The 18880-nt window shown below is 40.6% G+C and carries 16 protein-coding genes; 9 read left to right on the forward strand and 7 right to left on the reverse strand.

From position 1 onward, the window contains the following. The 3 genes from IUZ65_RS22450 to gcvH all read right to left on the reverse strand — a co-directional run bounded on the left by IUZ65_RS22450 (nucleotide 1) and on the right by gcvH (nucleotide 4955). The gene (locus IUZ65_RS22450) at nucleotides 1–1122 is read right to left on the reverse strand and encodes a dsDNA nuclease domain-containing protein (protein ID WP_195706226.1); all 1122 of its coding nucleotides are present in this window, start codon (nucleotides 1120–1122) and stop codon (nucleotides 1–3) included. A 527-nt stretch (nucleotides 1123–1649) separates the two neighbouring features. Beyond that, complete coding sequence (gene gcvP / locus IUZ65_RS22455) at nucleotides 1650–4514, reverse strand: aminomethyl-transferring glycine dehydrogenase (protein WP_195706227.1); 2865 nt, start codon at nucleotides 4512–4514, stop codon at nucleotides 1650–1652. Nucleotides 4515–4574: 60 nt separating this feature from the next. After that, nucleotides 4575–4955 carry a glycine cleavage system protein GcvH gene (gene gcvH / locus IUZ65_RS22460; RefSeq protein WP_195706228.1) on the reverse strand — a complete coding sequence of 127 codons (381 nt, stop codon included), beginning with the start codon at nucleotides 4953–4955 and terminating at the stop codon, nucleotides 4575–4577. Between the two features lie 441 nt (nucleotides 4956–5396). Between gcvH and IUZ65_RS22465 the strand changes: the two genes are divergently transcribed. The 3 genes from IUZ65_RS22465 (at nucleotide 5397) to IUZ65_RS22475 (ending at nucleotide 8588) form a co-directional block, all read left to right on the forward strand. Continuing rightward, complete coding sequence (locus IUZ65_RS22465) at nucleotides 5397–6020, forward strand: helix-turn-helix domain-containing protein (RefSeq protein ID WP_195706229.1); 624 nt, start codon at nucleotides 5397–5399, stop codon at nucleotides 6018–6020. Between the two features lie 148 nt (nucleotides 6021–6168). Then, nucleotides 6169–7296 (forward strand): glycine cleavage system aminomethyltransferase GcvT, encoded by a 1128-nt coding sequence (gcvT, locus tag IUZ65_RS22470; RefSeq protein ID WP_195706491.1) that lies wholly within the window; start codon nucleotides 6169–6171, stop codon nucleotides 7294–7296. A gap of 293 nt (nucleotides 7297–7589) precedes the next feature. Continuing rightward, nucleotides 7590–8588, forward strand: a complete 999-nt coding sequence (locus tag IUZ65_RS22475) for a S1 family peptidase (RefSeq protein ID WP_195706230.1) — start codon at nucleotides 7590–7592, stop codon at nucleotides 8586–8588. A gap of 82 nt (nucleotides 8589–8670) precedes the next feature. On the opposite strand, the gene IUZ65_RS23460 is transcribed toward IUZ65_RS22475, so the two are convergent. From IUZ65_RS23460 to IUZ65_RS22490, 3 genes are all read right to left on the reverse strand, one after another. Then, on the reverse strand, nucleotides 8671–9162 hold the full coding sequence (locus IUZ65_RS23460; protein ID WP_195706231.1) for a pilus assembly FimT family protein: 492 nt from the start codon (nucleotides 9160–9162) through the stop codon (nucleotides 8671–8673). Between the two features lie 150 nt (nucleotides 9163–9312). Continuing rightward, nucleotides 9313–10683 carry a YjiH family protein gene (locus IUZ65_RS22485; RefSeq protein WP_195706232.1) on the reverse strand — a complete coding sequence of 457 codons (1371 nt, stop codon included), beginning with the start codon at nucleotides 10681–10683 and terminating at the stop codon, nucleotides 9313–9315. Between the two features lie 258 nt (nucleotides 10684–10941). Continuing rightward, a complete protein-coding gene (locus tag IUZ65_RS22490; protein ID WP_195706233.1) occupies nucleotides 10942–11340 on the reverse strand; it encodes a GFA family protein in 399 nt (132 codons plus the stop codon). Nucleotides 11341–11638: 298 nt separating this feature from the next. Between IUZ65_RS22490 and IUZ65_RS22495 the strand changes: the two genes are divergently transcribed. Together IUZ65_RS22495 and IUZ65_RS22500 are read left to right on the forward strand one after the other, a co-directional pair. Continuing rightward, the gene (locus IUZ65_RS22495; RefSeq protein ID WP_195706234.1) at nucleotides 11639–12949 is read left to right on the forward strand and encodes a peptidoglycan DD-metalloendopeptidase family protein; all 1311 of its coding nucleotides are present in this window, start codon (nucleotides 11639–11641) and stop codon (nucleotides 12947–12949) included. 100 nt (nucleotides 12950–13049) lie between these two features. Continuing rightward, nucleotides 13050–13400 (forward strand): hypothetical protein, encoded by a 351-nt coding sequence (locus IUZ65_RS22500; RefSeq protein WP_195706235.1) that lies wholly within the window; start codon nucleotides 13050–13052, stop codon nucleotides 13398–13400. Nucleotides 13401–13500: 100 nt separating this feature from the next. Here the strand turns inward: IUZ65_RS22500 and IUZ65_RS22505 are convergent, their stop codons facing one another. Further along, nucleotides 13501–14511 (reverse strand): LacI family DNA-binding transcriptional regulator, encoded by a 1011-nt coding sequence (locus IUZ65_RS22505; RefSeq protein ID WP_195706236.1) that lies wholly within the window; start codon nucleotides 14509–14511, stop codon nucleotides 13501–13503. A gap of 228 nt (nucleotides 14512–14739) precedes the next feature. Between IUZ65_RS22505 and IUZ65_RS22510 the strand changes: the two genes are divergently transcribed. The 4 genes from IUZ65_RS22510 (at nucleotide 14740) to IUZ65_RS22525 (ending at nucleotide 18842) form a co-directional block, all read left to right on the forward strand. Next, on the forward strand, nucleotides 14740–15963 hold the full coding sequence (locus IUZ65_RS22510; protein ID WP_195706237.1) for an ABC transporter substrate-binding protein: 1224 nt from the start codon (nucleotides 14740–14742) through the stop codon (nucleotides 15961–15963). A gap of 202 nt (nucleotides 15964–16165) precedes the next feature. Further along, nucleotides 16166–16831, forward strand: a complete 666-nt coding sequence (locus IUZ65_RS22515; protein ID WP_229638346.1) for a carbohydrate ABC transporter permease — start codon at nucleotides 16166–16168, stop codon at nucleotides 16829–16831. A gap of 2 nt (nucleotides 16832–16833) precedes the next feature. Continuing rightward, nucleotides 16834–17721 (forward strand): carbohydrate ABC transporter permease, encoded by an 888-nt coding sequence (locus tag IUZ65_RS22520; RefSeq protein WP_195706239.1) that lies wholly within the window; start codon nucleotides 16834–16836, stop codon nucleotides 17719–17721. A gap of 17 nt (nucleotides 17722–17738) precedes the next feature. After that, nucleotides 17739–18842, forward strand: a complete 1104-nt coding sequence (locus IUZ65_RS22525; RefSeq protein ID WP_195706240.1) for an ABC transporter ATP-binding protein — start codon at nucleotides 17739–17741, stop codon at nucleotides 18840–18842. Nucleotides 18843–18880: the final 38 nt, after the last annotated feature.

Raw genomic sequence — 18880 nt, forward strand, 5'->3', positions numbered from 1 at the left:
TTAATCGTCCATTTTATTAATAGATTCAAAGTAAGCTGCATACATGGTGGCCTTTAAAGTTTGCTCGTCCAAGTTGGAGCTATGCTTTTGATTGAACAAATCTACTAGTTCTTCTATACAGTCATCTTCATTGAATCCACTACATTTACGATAATTAGATTTCACAAATCCCAGGATCTTCTGATGTTCTGCTTCATCTTTACTCTTAAATAGGTCAAATGCTAGGCTGAACTTCATTTCAAATGAGTCTCGCTCAAATGGTTTAACTCCTAGTTTTCGACTAATGTCTCTACTATGGTCTCGCCAAAACTGGAATGCTTTTGATTTGGTGGTTATGATTTCGATGGCATTGTTGATATCTTGACTGTGTACTTGTTTTGATTTATCTGACAGCCTAGCCATACTCTTCTGGTTGTATGTTAATTCAACATCTTTGAACAGCCTAAAGATCGAATCCAGTGCAGCCTTAGAGTCACTTATTTTCCTATCAAAGATATCTTCGAGTTTGGTTCTTAACTGATTTTCTTGTTCTTTATTTGTTCGATTGAAGTCGATGTACAAGAATTTTAAATTGTTTAGTTCTTCATACAAATTTTCACTGTTGTATGAGTTATGCGTTGTAAGTTTTGTGGTAAGAGCATTTTGTATTATAGGATCTAACTCTGAGTAGATTACTTCTGAGTCTGCTTCACTTACGATTTGGCTATAGGTTTTGGTTGTCTGCTTTCCATCAGCGCCACATTTTACTTTCGTCGTTAATTTCATACTAGAGTTCGAAGAAAAGTAAAGGTCGTGACTATAGTTGCTGCACTTAGGGTGGGGGTCTGCTATTAGCGTTTTCCCTACCTTAAGTATTTTTACTATTATCTCGGCAAGTTCAGTATCAATAGACCAATTGCCAACGGACTTCTTTTTCGATTGATATGTTTCTACTTTGACAGCCTGGCCGTGATCGTCTAGATGACAGAATAATATATCTTCTAAATGCTCTAGAGATAGAAAGTACTTTGAGCCATCAAATTTACTATCGTAGTTGTCCAGTATTAAGAAAAGAGCCATATTCCGCTGTAAGGCAAAGCCCTGCTGTGCAGTAACACCTGCATTTACACTTTGATCGACCAACACCACTTCCTTGAATATAGTTTGTTCTAGCTACCTGGTAATAAATAGTAACGGATTCACTAATTACATGAAAAAATATGCTATTTAATAGCCTAATTAGTTGATTCTTAAAAACTGAGTTTGTTTTATACAACACTAGAAGATTTGCAATATTATATCAGTCTCATATTTGATAGGCTATTGATAATGTTTGATTTCTGAGAGTCGGCGTTTCTTTGGAGGGGGATTTATGAAGAGCCTTATTATATGGCTTGAATCCAGTTAACTTTTTACAGAAACCGAGGTTAGTTTCTTGATCTAGCCCATACGGTATTTACAATCTGTTAGGTTTATAAAAACAAACCGAGTACTACGAACCAGAAACAAAAAATTTAAGTCATCTTGAGGATAGGTCAATGAGGTTTAGAATGAGAAAGGCGAACCAAACGGTTCGCCTTTTTAATTCAAGTTAGTTTCCAATTTAGTTATCGGTTTCCAACTCGGTTATCACAGTTTCCAACTTAGTTATCTGTGATCAACTAAAAATTCTACTCTTCATACTCCGAAATACTAGGGCAAGAACAGATAAGGTTTCTATCGCCATACACGTTATCAACGCGATTTACTGTTGGCCAGTATTTTGACAATTTCGTCTGTTTCGATGGGAAACATGCTAATTCACGTGAATATGGTCTGTCCCACTCTTCAGCAGAAAGATCTACTTGTGTGTGTGGCGCATTAACCAATGGGTTATTCTCTAGTGGCCATTCACCATTTTTCACACTGTTCATTTCGTGACGAATCGCGATCATTGCCTCGCAGAAACGATCCAACTCTTGCAAATCTTCCGATTCGGTTGGCTCAATCATCAGTGTGCCAGCTACCGGGAAAGACATCGTTGGTGCGTGGAATCCGTAATCCATTAAACGCTTAGCAATGTCTTCTTCGCTGATGCCCGTTTCTTCTTTAAGTGGACGAATGTCGATAATACATTCGTGCGCGACACGACCGTTGGTACCGCGATAAAGAATAGGATAATGAGGCGTCAAACGTTCCATCACATAGTTGGCATTTAAGATGGCGACCTTGGTTGCTTCTGTTAGGCCTTGTTCACCCATCATCGCAATATAAGCCCAAGAGATAGGCAGGATAGACGCACTACCCAAATCGGCTGCAGAAACCGCGAAGTCCTTACCCTCTAAGCCACCTTCAATATGACCCGGAAGGAAAGGTGCTAGGTGAGATTTCACACCGATAGGCCCCATGCCCGGACCACCGCCCCCGTGAGGAATACAGAAGGTTTTGTGTAGATTCAAGTGAGAGACATCAGAGCCGATGAAACCAGGTGTCGTTAAGCCGACTTGCGCGTTCATATTCGCGCCATCGAGATAAACCTGACCACCTGCCTCGTGAACCATTTCACATACGAGTTGCACTTGTTCTTCATATACGCCATGGGTAGAAGGATAGGTAATCATAATGCTCGATAGATTATCGCGGTGCTTTTCTATCTTATCAGCGAGGTCTGTGATGTCGATATTGCCAGCTTCATCGCATTTAACTACCACCACCTTCATGGAAACCATTGAAGCGGTTGCCGGGTTCGTACCGTGGGCCGAACTAGGGATAAGACAAACGTTCCTGTGCTCATCACCGCGGCTTTGGTGGTAGCGTTGAATGGCGATCAAACCAGTATATTCGCCAGAAGCACCAGAGTTTGGTTGTAGAGAGAACTCGTCATAGCCGGTAATTTCACACAACATCTCTTTCAGAGATGTTGCAAGTTTACCGTACCCTTTGGTTTGCTCTTTAGGTGCAAATGGATGCAGCGAACCAAACTCAGGCCAAGTGACGGGAAGCATTTCTGCAACCGCATTCAGTTTCATCGTACAGCTACCAAGCGGAATCATACCGTGAGTAAGCGAGAAGTCTTTATTCTCTAGCTGTTTTAGGTAACGCATCATTTGTGTTTCACTATGGTGCGTATTAAATACTGGGTGTGTTAAGTAACGAGTTTCACGGCGGCAGGATTCAGGAATAGCCGAAAACTCATTGCGCGCAATGGCCGTCGACAATGCATCGATATCTTCTTTAACATCAAAAATGGCAAATAAATCAGCAATGTCTTGCGTTGTTGTGGTTTCATCAAAGCTGACCCCTATTTTACCATTTAACTTGCGTAGGTTGATGCCCGCTTGAAGTGCCTTGGTATACAGTGCGTCAGTGGCATCGCCTGTTTCGATAGTTATCGTATCAAAATAGTGGTTATTGCTTAATTCATAACCAGATTGGGTTAACCCAGATGCCAAAATTGCGCTCATATGGTGGGTTCGACGCGCAATCGTTTTAAGCCCTTCGCTACCATGGAATACGGCATAAAATGACGCCATGTTGGCAAGTAGTGCTTGTGCCGTACAGATATTCGATGTCGCTTTTTCGCGACGAATATGTTGCTCACGAGTCTGCATTGCCATGCGAAGCGCTTTATTACCCATTGAGTCAATAGAGACGCCAATAACTCGACCAGGCATGGTACGTTTGTGTTTGTCTCTTGTTGCCATAAATGCGGCGTGTGGCCCTCCGTAACCCATTGGCACACCGAAACGTTGTGCACTACCAATGACAACATCTGCGCCCATTTCACCGGCAGGTTTAATAAGCGTTGAAGCAAGAAGATCAGTGGCAACGGTTACGAGCGTTTTGTTGGCTTGAGCAGCGGCAATAACGTCGGTTAAGTCTGTGACATCACCGGAAGTAGAAGGGTATTGAAGCAAGGCTCCAAACACGTCTTGTTCAGCTAAAGAATCTACAGAGCCGACGACAACATCAAAGCCGATAAAGGTAGCACGGGTTTTGACCACTTCAATGGTTTGCGGATGAACATTGTCTGCAACAAAGAATACCTTACTTTTGCTTTTGCCTGCACGTTTACAAAGAGTCATCGCTTCGCCTGCGGCGGTCGCTTCATCAAGCAGTGACGCGTTGGCGATTTCCATACCTGTTAGGTCCATCACCATTTGTTGGTAATTTAATAGTGACTCTAAACGACCCTGTGAAATTTCAGGCTGATAAGGGGTATAAGCGGTATACCAACCTGGATTTTCAAGCACATTTCGTAAAATAACATTGGGTACAAAGGTATTGTAGTAACCTTGGCCGATAAAGGTGCGTTTGATCTGATTGAGTTCGGCTATTTTTTTAAGCTTGACCAACATATCAGATTCGCTCATCGGCGCATCCAGTGAAAGAGGCTTCTCCAATCGAATGGCTGCTGGAACTGTCTGATCAATTAATTGTTCAAGGCTTTGCGCCCTTACGGTTTTCAGCATTTTTTGTTGATCGGTTTTGTTTGGACCGTTATGGCGAGAAACAAATTCGTTTTGTGTGCTTAGATGTTGAAGTAGTTCAGTCATTTCCTTTGTACCTTGTTAAAAAGCTGCCCAGTTAGAGCAGCTTTTTCTTATTTTTCCAAATTAATCTTCTTCAATACTGCTTAAGTATTCTTCTGCGTTGGTTAAGTCATCTAACTCAGAAGGGTCAGACATCTTAATCTTAGCAATCCAGCCACCTTCATAAGGTTCTTCATTGATAAGTTCTGGGCTGTCGTCGAGTTCTTCGTTAACTTCAACAATCTCACCTGTGATAGGTGAATATATATCAGAAGCGGCCTTGACAGACTCAACCAAAGAGAAACTCTCGCCTGCTTCAATCTCGCTTTCAACTTCAGGGAGGTCTACAAATACGACATCGCCTAACATCTCTTGTGCGTGCTCTGAAATACCGATAGTTACAGTACCGTCACCATTGTCTTTTATCCACTCATGGCTTTCTGTAAATTTCAGGGTGTTGTCCATCTTATTGTCTCCAAACTGTTAATATCAATAATTGAAAAACTGGTTACGTTTATAACGTCATTCGCTTGCAGCAAAAACCGTTTAAGCAAATGTCGCTAAGAAGAGCTAACTTAAGCATGTTCTCAGTATAAGCGTAGAATATGCACAAGAAGATGAAGATTTCATTTTTAAAACGCTTAATCCGCTTGGGTGAACTCTTATGTATTTATTGTCGTTTATTAATGATCAGTCGTCGTTTCCGCAACCGATTGCATTCGAGGGCCGATGCCATTGACATGTTGGTAACATAACCATTGTTTTTTCAATAATCAATAAAAAATTTCCAATAGGAAACATAATTTCGTATGGTTTGACAAATTGAAGTGAAAATGTTGCTGTTTCCTTATTATTAGGCTTCATGTAACAATAAGATAAAGCATAACGATAATGGATGGATCACGAATGCCTATTGAAAACCTAGACGAATATCCTTCGATTAAGTTAGAAAAAGACGGGGTTAGTGAAAGCATTGAACCTTTGAAATTGGGACAGAAGATTAAAGATATACGATCGAATTTAGGGATAACATTAGAAGAGGCAAGCCAAAGAACAGGCTTGGCTCGCTCTACGCTTTCAAAGATAGAAAATGAACAGATATCTCCGACCTTCCAAGCAATGCAAAAACTCGCTTCTGGATTGAAAATAGATATGCCTCAACTTTTTGAACCGCCAAAAACCACAATGGCGACAGGGCGTAGAGACCTTACTATGCAAGGGCAGGGTAAACCTCATCCGACACCAACTTATGAACATGAACTTTTAGCTACTCAATTAATGCATAAGAAAATGATGCCGTTTAAAAGCCGTATTCGCACCCGTAGAATTGAAGATTTTGCTGACTGGGTCAAGCATGATGGAGAAGAGTTCCTGCTAATTTTAGAAGGTGAAGTCACTCTCTATACTGAGTATTACGAACCTATTAACCTCAAAGAAGGTGATAGTGCTTATTACGATGCTAACATGGGACATATGTTGACGTCTGTCAGCGATGAGGACGCTTTGATCCTTTGGGTGACGGCAAAATAGCCATAATCGTCTTGGCTGCCTGTCATCATTTTTGTACCATTTTTGTTAATAAATAGGTGAACAATTTAAAACAATCTGTTATTAATGCACTGCATAGTAAACAATGTTTATTATTGGAAACAGCGCTGTTTCAATAGTCCAAATCTTTATGGAGAAAGTGATGACCGAATTACATAAAACCCCTTTACACGCACTGCACATAGAAGCGGGTGCTAAGATGGTTCCCTTTGCCGGATACGATATGCCAGTTCAGTATCCGCTTGGTGTAAAAAAGGAACATCTTCACACTAGAGATGCAGCCGGTCTTTTCGATGTTTCTCATATGGGGCAACTTCGTTTAAAAGGTAGTAACGCAGCCAAAACATTGGAAGCGCTTGTTCCTGTCGACATTATTGGTCTTCCTGCTGGCAAACAGCGCTATGCTTTTTTTACCAATGAACAAGGCGGCATTCTCGATGACTTAATGGTGACCAATTTTGGTGACCATATCTTCGTGGTTGTAAACGCCGCATGCAAAGAACAAGATATTGCGCACCTGCAAGCAAACCTACTTGACGGTGTCGAGTTAGAAATAATTGAAGACCGAGCTCTGCTGGCACTTCAAGGCCCAAAAGCGGTTGAGATATTGTCTGCTCTCCAACCTGCGGTTGCTGACATGGTATTCATGGACGCACTGGTTATCGATATCGATGGCGCTGAATGTTATGTAAGTCGTTCTGGTTATACCGGTGAAGATGGCTATGAAATCTCCGTTCCAGCCGATAAGGCTGATGAGTTTGCTCGTAAGCTTACAGCGGCTGATGATGTAGAATGGATCGGGTTGGGGGCTCGTGATTCATTGCGCTTAGAGTGTGGATTGTGTCTGTATGGGCACGACTTGGATACGACAACCACACCAGTAGAAGCAAGTTTGCTTTGGGGTATTAGTAAGAACCGTCGCCGTGACGGCGAAAGAGCGGGTGGTTTCCCAGGGGCGGATATTATACTCACGCAGATCGAAACCAAAGACGTTCAACGTAAGCGCGTAGGATTAGTTGGGCAAACTAAAGCACCGGTACGTGAAGGCTGCAAACTGTTTGATGCGCAGGATAATGAAATTGGCGTAGTGACGAGCGGGACGGCAGGGCCCAATGCAGGGAAGCCGGTTTCAATGGGGTATGTTACGAAGGCGTTTTCCGTTTTAGGAACTGAAGTTTTTGCTGAAGTTCGAGGTAAAAAACTGGCTATGACAGTGGAAAAAATGCCGTTTGTACCGCAAAGGTATTATCGAGGTTAATAAATATTTTCTGTTTTAACGCTTACACTTAACTTCTCAATTATACATAGCGAGCTTTCTTTATTGGAAAGTTCGCTATTTTCATCTCTTCTTTACGACATTAGTGCTAACTCTGCTTTAGCTAACTTGGCGAACACTACCTCTTGTAGATGGAGACGTCTGCGCTGAGTAAATTGATACTTTTATCGATTATTTAAAGACAAAATATGACGATTCTAACCAATTAATTGTATTCCTTAAATGGTCCAAAAAGACTACTATTTAATTATATACACGCTAAAAAGGTAGCTAATATGTTAACAAAGCTGACGCTAGGGATATCCACCGCACTGTTCTCGTTATCTCTCAGCGCACTAGAAGTTGACGCCTATATTGTCAACGGTACAGATACCTCTACCTCTACTTATCCTTCTTATGCTCGTCTTTATTATAATGAGTACGGCAATTATGGCTATTGTGGCGGAACGTTTATCGATGCTACTCATGTTTTGACGGCTGCACATTGTGTCGACCAAAATGCCGACAATATATCCGAAGTGGACCTCCTTTTTACGGTGGCAATACCTAATTTAGATGATGAAGACGATGCATCCAATGCAACTAAATATTATGTTTCTAAATTCTACATTCATGAAGATTACGACCGTGATCAAGTTTTCTTGAATGATATAGCCATTTTGGAACTGGAATCAGCCGTAAATATAAGTTCATATACGCAGTTTGCTAGCGATCAAAATCTATACAGAGCGGATGGTGTTAACGAAACATTTGTTGCCGTCGGCCATGGTAATACGAAAACAGGTGAAGACAACACGACCTTATTACAAGAGGCGACATTGACATATCTCGCAAACAGTTCATGTACTGAATACAAAGTAGGTGGTGCATCTGAATCCCAGCTATGTATGTCAGGTGACATTGATGTTGGAAGTGGTTTACGAAATTCGACTTGCCAAGGTGATTCTGGTGGCCCTTTGTATTGGAATGGCAAACAAGTAGGCATCACAAGTTATGGGCCACTTGCTGGTTGTGGGCTTGCGACAGTAACTGCAACGTCGGTGTTTACGGAAGTAACGGATTATTCAGGTTGGATAACTAATGTCAAAAATGGGTTGGTTGCAGCAACCTATACGACGAGTGAAAGTGATCGAGAATACTATCGGCTAAATGGGCGATTACCAGATGCTGTCTCAGATGTTTTAGGCTCTGGTGGCGGCGGTGGTGGTAGCGTACCGCTTTGGTCTTCATTGGTTATGTTGGGTATGGCTATTTTTAGGAAGAAGCGCTCTTAGGCTGATTCTGATTAATAGTTTATAAGTAAAAAAGGAAGCGCATTGGCTTCCTTTTTTGGTTGTTTCGTTTTTGATATGAAGATTAACAGCCAGTAGTTTCTAATTCATATTCAGGGGAACCACCTTCGTCAATGGCTTGGGTGTACTTTATCCAACAGTTTCCCGACTTCGGTGTTCCGGTGCTATCCGTATCGAATCCGACATAAAGATAGTAAGCACCTTCTTCTTCGGTCACTAAATCACCATCCAGCAAAATCGCTTTACCAATATCCGTGTTATCAATGTAGTTCCAAATAAGGTCCCATTCGTCATCGTCTTGGATGTTGTTCTTATTGAGGTCAATATAGGTATGACGAGCCAATGACGCTCCATCTCGACTTTTCACATAGCCGAGCTGAGATTTGGCAAAAACGATATTGTTAACAGACTGCATGCTCGCTTTAACACCGTTTAAGGCGCTAATTCTAGAATCTTGCTGTAGGTTTAGGAAACGAGGAGCGGCTGTCACCGCGAGAATACCTAAAACAACAATGACTATCACCAATTCGATGAGAGTAAAACCATTCTTTTTCATGTGAATTATTTATAATTGGAATTGCGACTAATATAATGTGAATAGTTTTTATAATCAACAACTAACCCCGAAAAAGCGGGGTTAGTTAACATCATTATTAGTGACTATATTGTTTCAATAATCGAATCGATTCTAAGAAACGAGTTCACTTTAAAATACCAAATGTGCAACACCTGCGATAACCGGCAAGGTGATGAGTGTTCTCAATATAAATATGATGAAAAGTTCGATAAAGTTAACCGGAATACGGCTACCTAAAAGCAATGCGCCCACTTCTGACATGTAAATAAGCTGAGTAACTGACATCGCGGCAATAACGAATCGGGTAATTTCACTATCTACCGAAGATATAATGATTGCAGGTAGGAACATATCTGCAAAGCCTACCATCATCGTTTCCGATGCCGCCGCAGCCTCTGGTATTCCAAGCAACTCTAAATAGGGAACAAACGGCGTACCCAAAATAGAGAACACAGAGGTATATTCAGCAACGATAAGTGCGACGGTACCAAGCCCCATAACGACGGGCAGTACGCCAAAAACCATATCAATCGCATTCTCTAGACCATCATTGACGACTTTCTTTACGCTGGTAACTTGAGATGCTTTGTTTAACGCAAGCTTTAAGCCCCAGGATAAAGCGTTGTGATTATCTGGTACGAGGTCGATATCTTTGTCTGGAGCCGAACCGTCGACAAAGATATCTTTTTTGCGGCTTAATGGTGGTAAACGTGGAATGATAATCGCTGCAACAATACCTGCAAGGCAGATCGAGCCGTAAAATGGTAGAAAATACGCTTCCAATTTAACCTGAGCCAATACGACGAGGCTAAACGTGATAGAGACGGCAGAGAAGGTGGTGCCGACAACCGCGGCTTCTCTTTGAGTATAAAATTTGTTGTCGTATTGCTTACTGGTCAACAAGATACCAACGCTGCCATCACCTAACCAAGAAGCAATACAGTCTATTGCACTTCTACCCGGCAAGTTGAATATCGGTCGCATCACCTTACTGAGTAAGGTACCCACAAGTTCTAGCAGTCCAAAGTTCAATAAAAGCGGCAATAATAATCCAGCAAAAATGAAGACTGAAAAAAGCGTTGGTAGTAGGCCTTCTAGTACCAAGCCACCTGTATTCTCTTCCCATATCGCTTTCGGACCTAGATGGTAATAGGTCATGATGACCGCAAAACCACCAATAACTCGAACGATAAGCCATAGTAGAGAGGGGTTAAATAGGCGGTCAAAAAATAAATTGTTCTTAATAAATGAGGGTTTGACGACTCTATAAAGTAGCGACGCGACGGCCATAAATGAAATAATAATGGTGACGATTGGAATCAAGTATTCATCGAGTAAGGCGATTAAGCCCTTAGCGAGTATCGCCACAGGAATAGTAATGTCACCTTCATAACTGATAGGAGCCATAAATAGAAATAGGCCTAAAAGAGAGGGAATGAAAAAAATCCAAAAGGTGCTATTTCTTTTTTCAAGCTGGTTAGCTTGGGTATTATTTGGCATCTGAAGTCTCTAAATATTTTGGTGTTGTCCGCCGATGTCCTTGGCATAGTTATTCACTAAATATCCGTATTTAGTCAGAATGGCGCAAGGTTAGCGTTTGTTGTCTCGAATTGCAATAGTATTCACTTATATATGGGTTATATTCAGCAAACACGGTTGTGTTTGTCCTATGCTATGGATAAATATGTTGCATAACGGATACCTCGCAACATATCAATTAGGTATGTTTGATCTGAGTTTTGCGTCTATAAGGGCCATTCAGTCAAAGTGGTCCATTTCGCAATCAAACGATATCCAACTACGCTTTCTTTGCTCATAAACAGAAAAACTGGGGCTTGCGAAGTCTTGTTCTTTGAATAAACCTAAAGGAACGATGGTGGCATCAGGTACCGCGTTTAGTTTCAGCCTCATCGTAGTTCCACAGCGGGGGCAAAAGTCATAAGTAACTTGATTAACGGAATCGGCGATTCTGGAATAGGAAACGATTTCGCCATCTAGTACGGTATTTTCGGTCAGATAGCGGGCTTGCACACCAAACACACTTCCTGTCCGTTTTTGGCATTCAAAGCAGTGGCAAATCGCCGTTCTAATAGGTTCACCCTTACAACGAATTGTCACAAGATTGCAGGAACACGACGCAGTGCGAATTATAGACATAGCTTTTTCCTTCAGCAGTGATATCTCCAATCTAACGGATTAATAATAATTCTCGAATTAAAACAATGTTTTGTGTCAATTATACCTACACTGTCAAAGCGTTGACAATTGTAAAGTTAGTAGCGCACTTCAAAGGAATTGTTATATTATATCAATTGTCATAAAATTGACTTTAGTTCAATGGTGCTCAGCATGCACCTATTGTAGTATAACCCCACTGGAAATGGATGCTCATTTTAAGGTAGCTTTATAGCGCTTTCAGTGGCATATCAATGATAATAGAACGATTGGATGTATTGTGTTTAAAAAACTTTTTTCTCCTGTAAGTTATATTTTTTCTCAGGATGTACCTTTCAAAAAAAGATTGTTCGCGACCCTGTTGCCTTTGGTTGCAGTTATCACGCTAGTAAGCTTAGGTATTGACTCTCGAACCGAAGATAGAAAGTTTGTCCCGATTCAACTTAAAGAAATGCCCACCTACGATAGTGCGCAAGCACAAGTGGCATTAGAGGGACTTGATTCGGCTCCCGACTATAGTTATATCATTCAAAAAGGAGATAATCTCAGCTCCATTTTTGATCAGTTGGGCTTTCCTTATAGCGATTTACTTAAGGTTATGGAGGCGGATCTCAACTATCTGATGTTGGATACGTTAAAGCCCGGAAATCAACTGCTTTTTTGGGGAACGGAAAAACAGAATCACCTTCGTAAGATGATTCTACAATTCAACATTGCAGACAAAGTGCTATATACAAGGCATGACGATGAAAGCTATCAATTCAAAGATATCTCTGTGCCTGGAGAGTGGAAACTAGAACCCTATGTTGGCGAGATCCATGGTAGTTTTTCTCAGTCTGCGAACAAGGTCGGTGTTGGAAATAACGAGATCGAGCAGATAAACACTTTATTGAAAGATAAGCTTAATTTTTCTCGCGATTTACGAGCGGGTGATCAATTCGAGATTGTGCAAAATAGGCAGTATGTAGGCGACCAAACGACTGGGAAGAAAGAAGTTCAAGCTATTCGAATACATAATAGAGGCCGAACTGTCACGGCTTTTTTACATACAGATGGTCAGTATTATGATAAAGACGGTAAGAGTTTACAAAGAGCCTTCCAAAGGTATCCGACGGGTAAAAGATATAGAATTTCTTCTTCATTTAATCCCAATCGGAAACACCCAGTAACCGGTCGAATATCGCCTCATAACGGCACCGATTTTGCGACCCCCACTGGTACGCCCGTTTATTCTACAGGGGATGGTAAAGTCATACTGACTCGAAACCACCCATATGCAGGCAAATACATTGTCATTCAGCATGGAAGTAGTTACAAAACTCGGTATTTACACCTGAGTAGAATATTGGTGAAAAAAGGCCAGGCGATTTCTCGAGGGCAGAAGATTGCACTATCTGGAAATACTGGGCGTTCAACGGGCCCACATTTGCATTATGAATTTATGATCCGAAATAAAGCGGTTAATGCAATGAAGGCGAAGATACCAATGGCGAGTTCGGTGCCTAAAAAAGAGATGGCGGAATTTAAGGCTAGGATAGCTGAATACAATGAGTTGCTAGGTCAGCAATTTTTAGCCAGTACTATCAAGTAAGCCGATTATCTAAATGATCTTAAAAAGAACGAACCTAAGGTTGGTTCTTTTTTTCATTGTCACATACAATCAACGCAATTCTATAAATAGAGATTAGAGCATGCTTCAAAATGAATTTGAGAACCTAGTTAACGTACTTTGTGAACTAGAAAATCTACCACAAGCACTAGAACATCTGAAAAGCAATGAAGACGGAGAGATAGCCGAAGCTGCCGAATCATTATCAGGACAATTTTCCTTAGCAGAAGTTGATGGCGAAAAACGTATCTATCACGTGACAGTACAAAAGGATGACGCCGGTGAAGAACAGGAATTTATAGAGCACGTGATGAATGAAGGCGATCATGTTGTTAATTTTGTTGCTTGGTTCTTTTTTGCTATGTTTGATGTTAAGCACAAAGAGACGTTTCGAGCTGCGGGTAAAACCTACAAGCAGCCTAAACGAAGCTGATCGAAATCTAAGTTATTCGTTTTTAAATAACCCTTAATTGATGTCCAAATTCCTGACTAAAGGGTCTTCACTGGTCATGAAATTAGCAGTTTGGATATTCCTATCCATGTATGTCTATGACTTCGTAAGGTTCTAATATAGATATGATGTCACTGTTTTTGTTGTTCGAAAGTTGTAGCGCGGATTCTGATAAAATACTTCCAGCTTTCGCAAAATCTTGGTAGTAACATGTGATAGGTATTTCGAGCATCTGTAATAGACTAGGTGAAGCTGATGAGCATACGATACTCAAATTCCTTCCGATAACAATACCCTTATTTTTTGCTGCTTTTTTCGTCAAATAGACTAAGTGTGGAGATACCGTGATAACGGTGTCAGCGCTATCCAAAACAACCTCAATATTTGCTAACGTGGAACTATCATCATTAGCGTCTACGCGAACAATACAACTTTCTACTTCACTATCATAGGTTTTTAGAGCGTCTTCATATCCAGAAATTTGCAATAGATAGTGAATATAGTTGTCATTGAGCGTTAATAAGATGACTTTTTTAGCACCGTTATCTAACGCATTTCTAGTCGCTTGGTATGCAAACAAAAAGTTATCATAATCAAAGTAATTATGAGGGCGTTCCGTGTTGCTTTTACCAAATGTTATGAAGGGTATGTTCAATTGTTCTAATCGATTGACACGTTCATCAAGCGGTTCTAATTGAGTAACAACGAATGCATCGGGTGTGTTGTTTCTTAGGTAATCATCAAACAGTTGTTTGGCTTCATGCTTATTTGTGTATGGAAGCAGTTTTAGCGAATAACCACTATTGGAAAGGTTACTCATAAAGCTTGAAATTAAATTGTATTGACCAGCCCCCATCGCCGATGCGGAATCTTTTCTATCGAAAGGTAGCATCATCGCAATTTCGTAGCTTTTACCTGTTCTTAAAGATTTTCCAGCTAAGTTGGGGCGGTAATTTAACTGTTCTGAAATCAAAGTAACGGCGTCGATTGTACTTTTTTTTACTTTTTCAGGAGATGCAAAAACACGTCCTACGGTAGCAACAGAAAGCCCAGTTTTTTGAGCAATTTCTTTAAGTGTGACAGGTTTAGTCAAGGTATTAATCTCCGATAACCCAATTTGGAAATGGCTTATTATTCTAATCTAAACTCGGTTAATGTCAAAGTGAATATGATAACGATCTCATTATTGATGATAACGATATCATAGAGAGTGATAACGATCTCATTTGTAATGATAACGATATCATTTCGTGTTGACGGCTACTTTTATGTTGCCTATAGTTGCCTCAGCATTCAAAAATACACCCTACGGAGATTAGAAATGCGCACAAAACTTAAAGGAATATTTCTTACATCACTATTGGCAAGCAGCTCCTTTTTAGCACAGAGTGAGGAAGTGTCAGTGGTTCACTTTTGGGTTACAGGCAGTGAATCCAAAGCCCTTGAAGTGATAATTAATAATGTAAAAGAGCAAGGATACGATTGGAAGGATATTTCAGGGAATAACCGAAGCACTGCAATGTCACTTTACAATAACATGCGAGCGGCAGACCAAGCAGTAGATGCAGTTATCTGGCAGCCAGGACCAGGATTGTTTGAGATGGTAGATGCCAATCAAGTTCGAAACTTAGATGATATTGCTAAAGCTGAAAAATGGGATAATGTTTTCTATTCATCCGTTCAAGAGCTTAGTAAGTATAAAGGCTCGTACTACTCTATCCCAACCAACATTCATGGCGCTAACTGGATGTTCTATTCTATGGATGTGCTAAGCGAATCCGGTGTTGAAGTCCCAACAACGTGGAGCGAATTCCTAGAGGCAGCCCCCAAAATTAAAGCGGCTGGTTTTACGCCTTTGGCACTTGGTGGAGAAGCGTGGCAAGAGCGCATTTTATTTATGTCAATCGCACTTGGAGAAGGTGGTAAGACTTGGTTTGAAGATGTTTTCCTTAAGGGTAATATTGAGAAGTTAGATAGTCTTACGGGTAAACGCGTGATAACAATGTTCAGAGAACTGAATAAATTCGTTGATGCAGGATCTCCGGGACGAAATTGGAATGATACCACTGGATTGCTTATCCAAGATAAAGCAGCATTCCAGTTTATGGGGGATTGGGCGAAGGGCGAATTTGCGGCCTCGGATCAAAAAATTGGCTCAGATTATGGCTGTAGAGTTGCACCGGGTTATGAGGCGTTGATGGTTCAAGTGGATAACTTCATTGCGCCAAGCAGCGGTAATATCGATGCGCAAAATGCATTCATCAAAGCAGCAACTTCAGCTAAATCTCAAGAGGAATTTAGTGTTCACAAAGGTTCACTCCCTATACGTAAAGATGCGGATGTTTCTCATCTAGACGAATGTGTGAGTTATGCCTTCGATTTACTAGGCGATTCAAATAAGCAATCTCTTAACCCTACTCAGGTTATGTCACCTGATGCTATGGGTGGTTTGATGGATGCAATCACTAATTTCTGGAATAACAAAAACATCTCAAACGAAGATGGTATCGCGTCAATTATTGATGCAGTAGAAATGGCGAAATAATATGATCCGCTTATCAAAAAGTCAGAATGTAGTACTTGTTCCGACCGTAATTGCTATCGTTTTTGTTTTTTACGGCCCATTAATTTGGACTACCTTGATATCTTTTACGTCGTCAAAAGTTCTACCTACCTACGATTTTGTAGGATTCGCACAATATGAACGTTTGTTTAGGAATTTAAGATGGAAAACCGCTGTCGAAAATATGTTTATTTTTGGATTTCTATACGTAACCCTTTGTTTAGTAATAGGCTTTTTGTTAGCGGTTCTAATTGACCAAAAAATTAGATTCGAAAGCGTCTTCAGAACGGCAATGTTATATCCACTTGCTATCTCCTTTATTGTTACCGGGTTGGTTTGGCAATGGATATTACATCCTGAAATTGGATTACAGAATATAGTCCGAGGGATGGGCTTCGAGTCATTTACTTTTGACTGGTTAACACGTTACGACAAATCTATTTATGTTGTAGTCATTGCGGCTGTATGGCATTCCTCCGGTTTAGTTATGGCATTGATGTTGGCTGGATTAAGAGGAATAGACAACGACATCTGGAAGGCTTCCATGATAGATGGAATCCCAAAGCTCAAAATGTACTTTCATATCATTATTCCAATGATAAAAGGGATGGTGCTGACAAGTACCATTATCCTAATAACTCATGTGCTTAAGTCTTACGATTTGGTGGTGGCATTAACTAAAGGTGGACCGGGTTTTTCTTCAGACATCCCGAGTAAGTTCATTGTTGACTATTTATTTGACAGAGCAAATATCGGGTTTGCCAGTGCGGCAGCCGTCAATATGCTTCTCATTATGTTTGCAGTGTTAGCTCCATTTATCATCGTACAAAAGCTAAGAAAAGGTAAATAATCATGGATGCTATTGTTGTTGCACCACGAAACAAAAAGAAGAAATTTGGTGTTGAGCGCATAGTCGTTTACTTCTTTTTAGTGATATTTGCCTTATATTTCCTCGTTCCACTTTATATCATGCTTGTTACTTCGTTAAAGGATATGAGTGAGATTCGAGCAGGAAATATACTGGCACTACCTAAAGAAATAACGTTTTATGCTTGGGATAAAGCATGGAACAGTTCTTGTTCTGGAGCGGTATGTGAAGGCATCTCTGTAGGTTTTTGGAATTCAGTGAAAATCGTCGTTCCGTCAACAATTATCTCAGTTTTGCTTGCCGCCATTACTGGGTATGCACTTGCTTTGTGGAAGGTTCGCTGGGGAAATATGCTGCTTTCAGCATTAATGCTTGGTGCATTTGTGCCTTACCAAATTCTTCTATATCCATTGGTAAAATTGATGGCATTTGCTGGGCTATACGGTTCATTGCCCGGGGTTATCTTAGTTCACGTTTTATTTGGATTGCCGATTCATACACTTATTTTCAGAAATTATTACATGAGCTTACCAAGTGACTTAATGAAGGCCGCCTTAATTGATACAGGTGATTTTTTCAGAATTTTCTTCCACATAATACTTCCGATGTCTTCGAGCATCTTGATTGTAAGTACGATTCTTCAGGTGACGGCGATTTGGAATGATTACTTGATAGGGCTGACATTTGCAGGACTCGATAACCTACCAATGACAGTAATGCTCAATAATATTGTGAATTCAACATTTGGTGTAAAAGAATATAACGTTGATATGGCCGTTACGATGATTACGGCGATGCTTCCTCTAGTTGTGTATTTCGGCTCAGGCAAATTCTTTGTCCGTGGAATCACTAACGGTGCAGTAAAAGGTTAAGGGTTTAAGGATTAATAATGGCAACTATTGAAATTAAAAACATTGACAAAATTTATGACGGCAAGGTCCATGTACTGAAGAACGTTAGTTATAAGATTGAATCGGGTGAATTTACTGTGCTGCTAGGTCCATCTGGTTGCGGAAAATCTACACTTCTCAACATTATTGCGGGTCTTGAAGAAATTGAAGGTGGAAGTGTTTATATCGATGGTAAAGATGTAACAGATCTTGCACCAAAAGACCGAGATATCGCAATGGTGTTCCAATCATATGCGCTTTATCCAACCAAATCTGTTCGTGGAAATATGGAGTTTGGTTTGAAGATGGCAGGTGTTCCTAAGGATGAACGAGATAAGAAAGTTTTAGAGGTTGCTTCATTACTTCAAATTACCAATCTCTTAGATCGAAAACCATCGCAACTATCTGGAGGCCAACGTCAACGTGTTGCAATTGGAAGGGCATTGGTAAGAGATGCAAAAGTTTTCTTGTTTGATGAACCGTTGTCAAATCTTGATGCAAAGCTGCGAGCTGAAATGCGCAGTGAGATTAAGATGTTGCATGAAAAACTCGGAAAAACAATGGTTTATGTTACTCATGACCAGGTGGAAGCAATGACGATGGGTTCTAAAATTGTAGTAATGAACGAAGGTGTTATACAGCAGGCTGACACGTCAAAGAAAGTCTACAGTGAACCGGTAAACTTATTTGTGGCGGGTTTTTTAGGTTCCCCTCCAATGAATAAACTTGAAGGGTATTTCACCAAAGAAGATGGCGAATCGTACTTTGTTCTAAATGGTAGTAAAGAACTCAAAGTAGGCCTTTCAAATTATTCATTTACTACTGAACCCGTGTTGAATGCCCCTTTGGTCTTAGGTATTAGGCCCGAGAATATCAATGACTTGCAAGTTATTGATTGTCCGCAAGAGTTTGAAGTGGATATCCAGTTGGTCGAACCATTGGGATACAGCGTACTTCTGAAGGGTGCTATCCAGGGCAATAATATTATTTCTAGAGTCTCTTACGATTTCTTCGAAAAAATAGAAGGTAAAAAGTGTATATCGCTGGCCTTCGATAAGAAGAAATTGTTGGTGTTTAACCCAACTAGCGGCGCTCTACTGTAATTCGATCAGAAAGACAGTACAGCACGAGACTGTAGATA

Origin of the sequence: Vibrio sp. VB16 (assembly GCF_015594925.2) — a bacterium.
Classification (GTDB): domain Bacteria; phylum Pseudomonadota; class Gammaproteobacteria; order Enterobacterales; family Vibrionaceae; genus Vibrio.

Coding starts and splice junctions, on each gene's coding strand:
- IUZ65_RS22520 (WP_195706239.1), top strand. CDS start 16,834: ATGGATGCTATTGTTGTTGCACCACGAAACAAAAAGAAGAAATTTGGT.
- gcvT (WP_195706491.1), top strand. CDS start 6,169: ATGGAGAAAGTGATGACCGAATTACATAAAACCCCTTTACACGCACTG.
- IUZ65_RS22500 (WP_195706235.1), top strand. CDS start 13,050: ATGCTTCAAAATGAATTTGAGAACCTAGTTAACGTACTTTGTGAACTA.
- IUZ65_RS22525 (WP_195706240.1), top strand. CDS start 17,739: ATGGCAACTATTGAAATTAAAAACATTGACAAAATTTATGACGGCAAG.
- IUZ65_RS22510 (WP_195706237.1), top strand. CDS start 14,740: ATGCGCACAAAACTTAAAGGAATATTTCTTACATCACTATTGGCAAGC.
- IUZ65_RS22515 (WP_229638346.1), top strand. CDS start 16,166: ATGTTTATTTTTGGATTTCTATACGTAACCCTTTGTTTAGTAATAGGC.
- IUZ65_RS22485 (WP_195706232.1), bottom strand. CDS start 10,683: ATGCCAAATAATACCCAAGCTAACCAGCTTGAAAAAAGAAATAGCACC.
- gcvP (WP_195706227.1), bottom strand. CDS start 4,514: ATGACTGAACTACTTCAACATCTAAGCACACAAAACGAATTTGTTTCT.
- IUZ65_RS22475 (WP_195706230.1), top strand. CDS start 7,590: ATGTTAACAAAGCTGACGCTAGGGATATCCACCGCACTGTTCTCGTTA.
- IUZ65_RS22490 (WP_195706233.1), bottom strand. CDS start 11,340: ATGTCTATAATTCGCACTGCGTCGTGTTCCTGCAATCTTGTGACAATT.
- IUZ65_RS22465 (WP_195706229.1), top strand. CDS start 5,397: ATGCCTATTGAAAACCTAGACGAATATCCTTCGATTAAGTTAGAAAAA.
- gcvH (WP_195706228.1), bottom strand. CDS start 4,955: ATGGACAACACCCTGAAATTTACAGAAAGCCATGAGTGGATAAAAGAC.
- IUZ65_RS23460 (WP_195706231.1), bottom strand. CDS start 9,162: ATGAAAAAGAATGGTTTTACTCTCATCGAATTGGTGATAGTCATTGTT.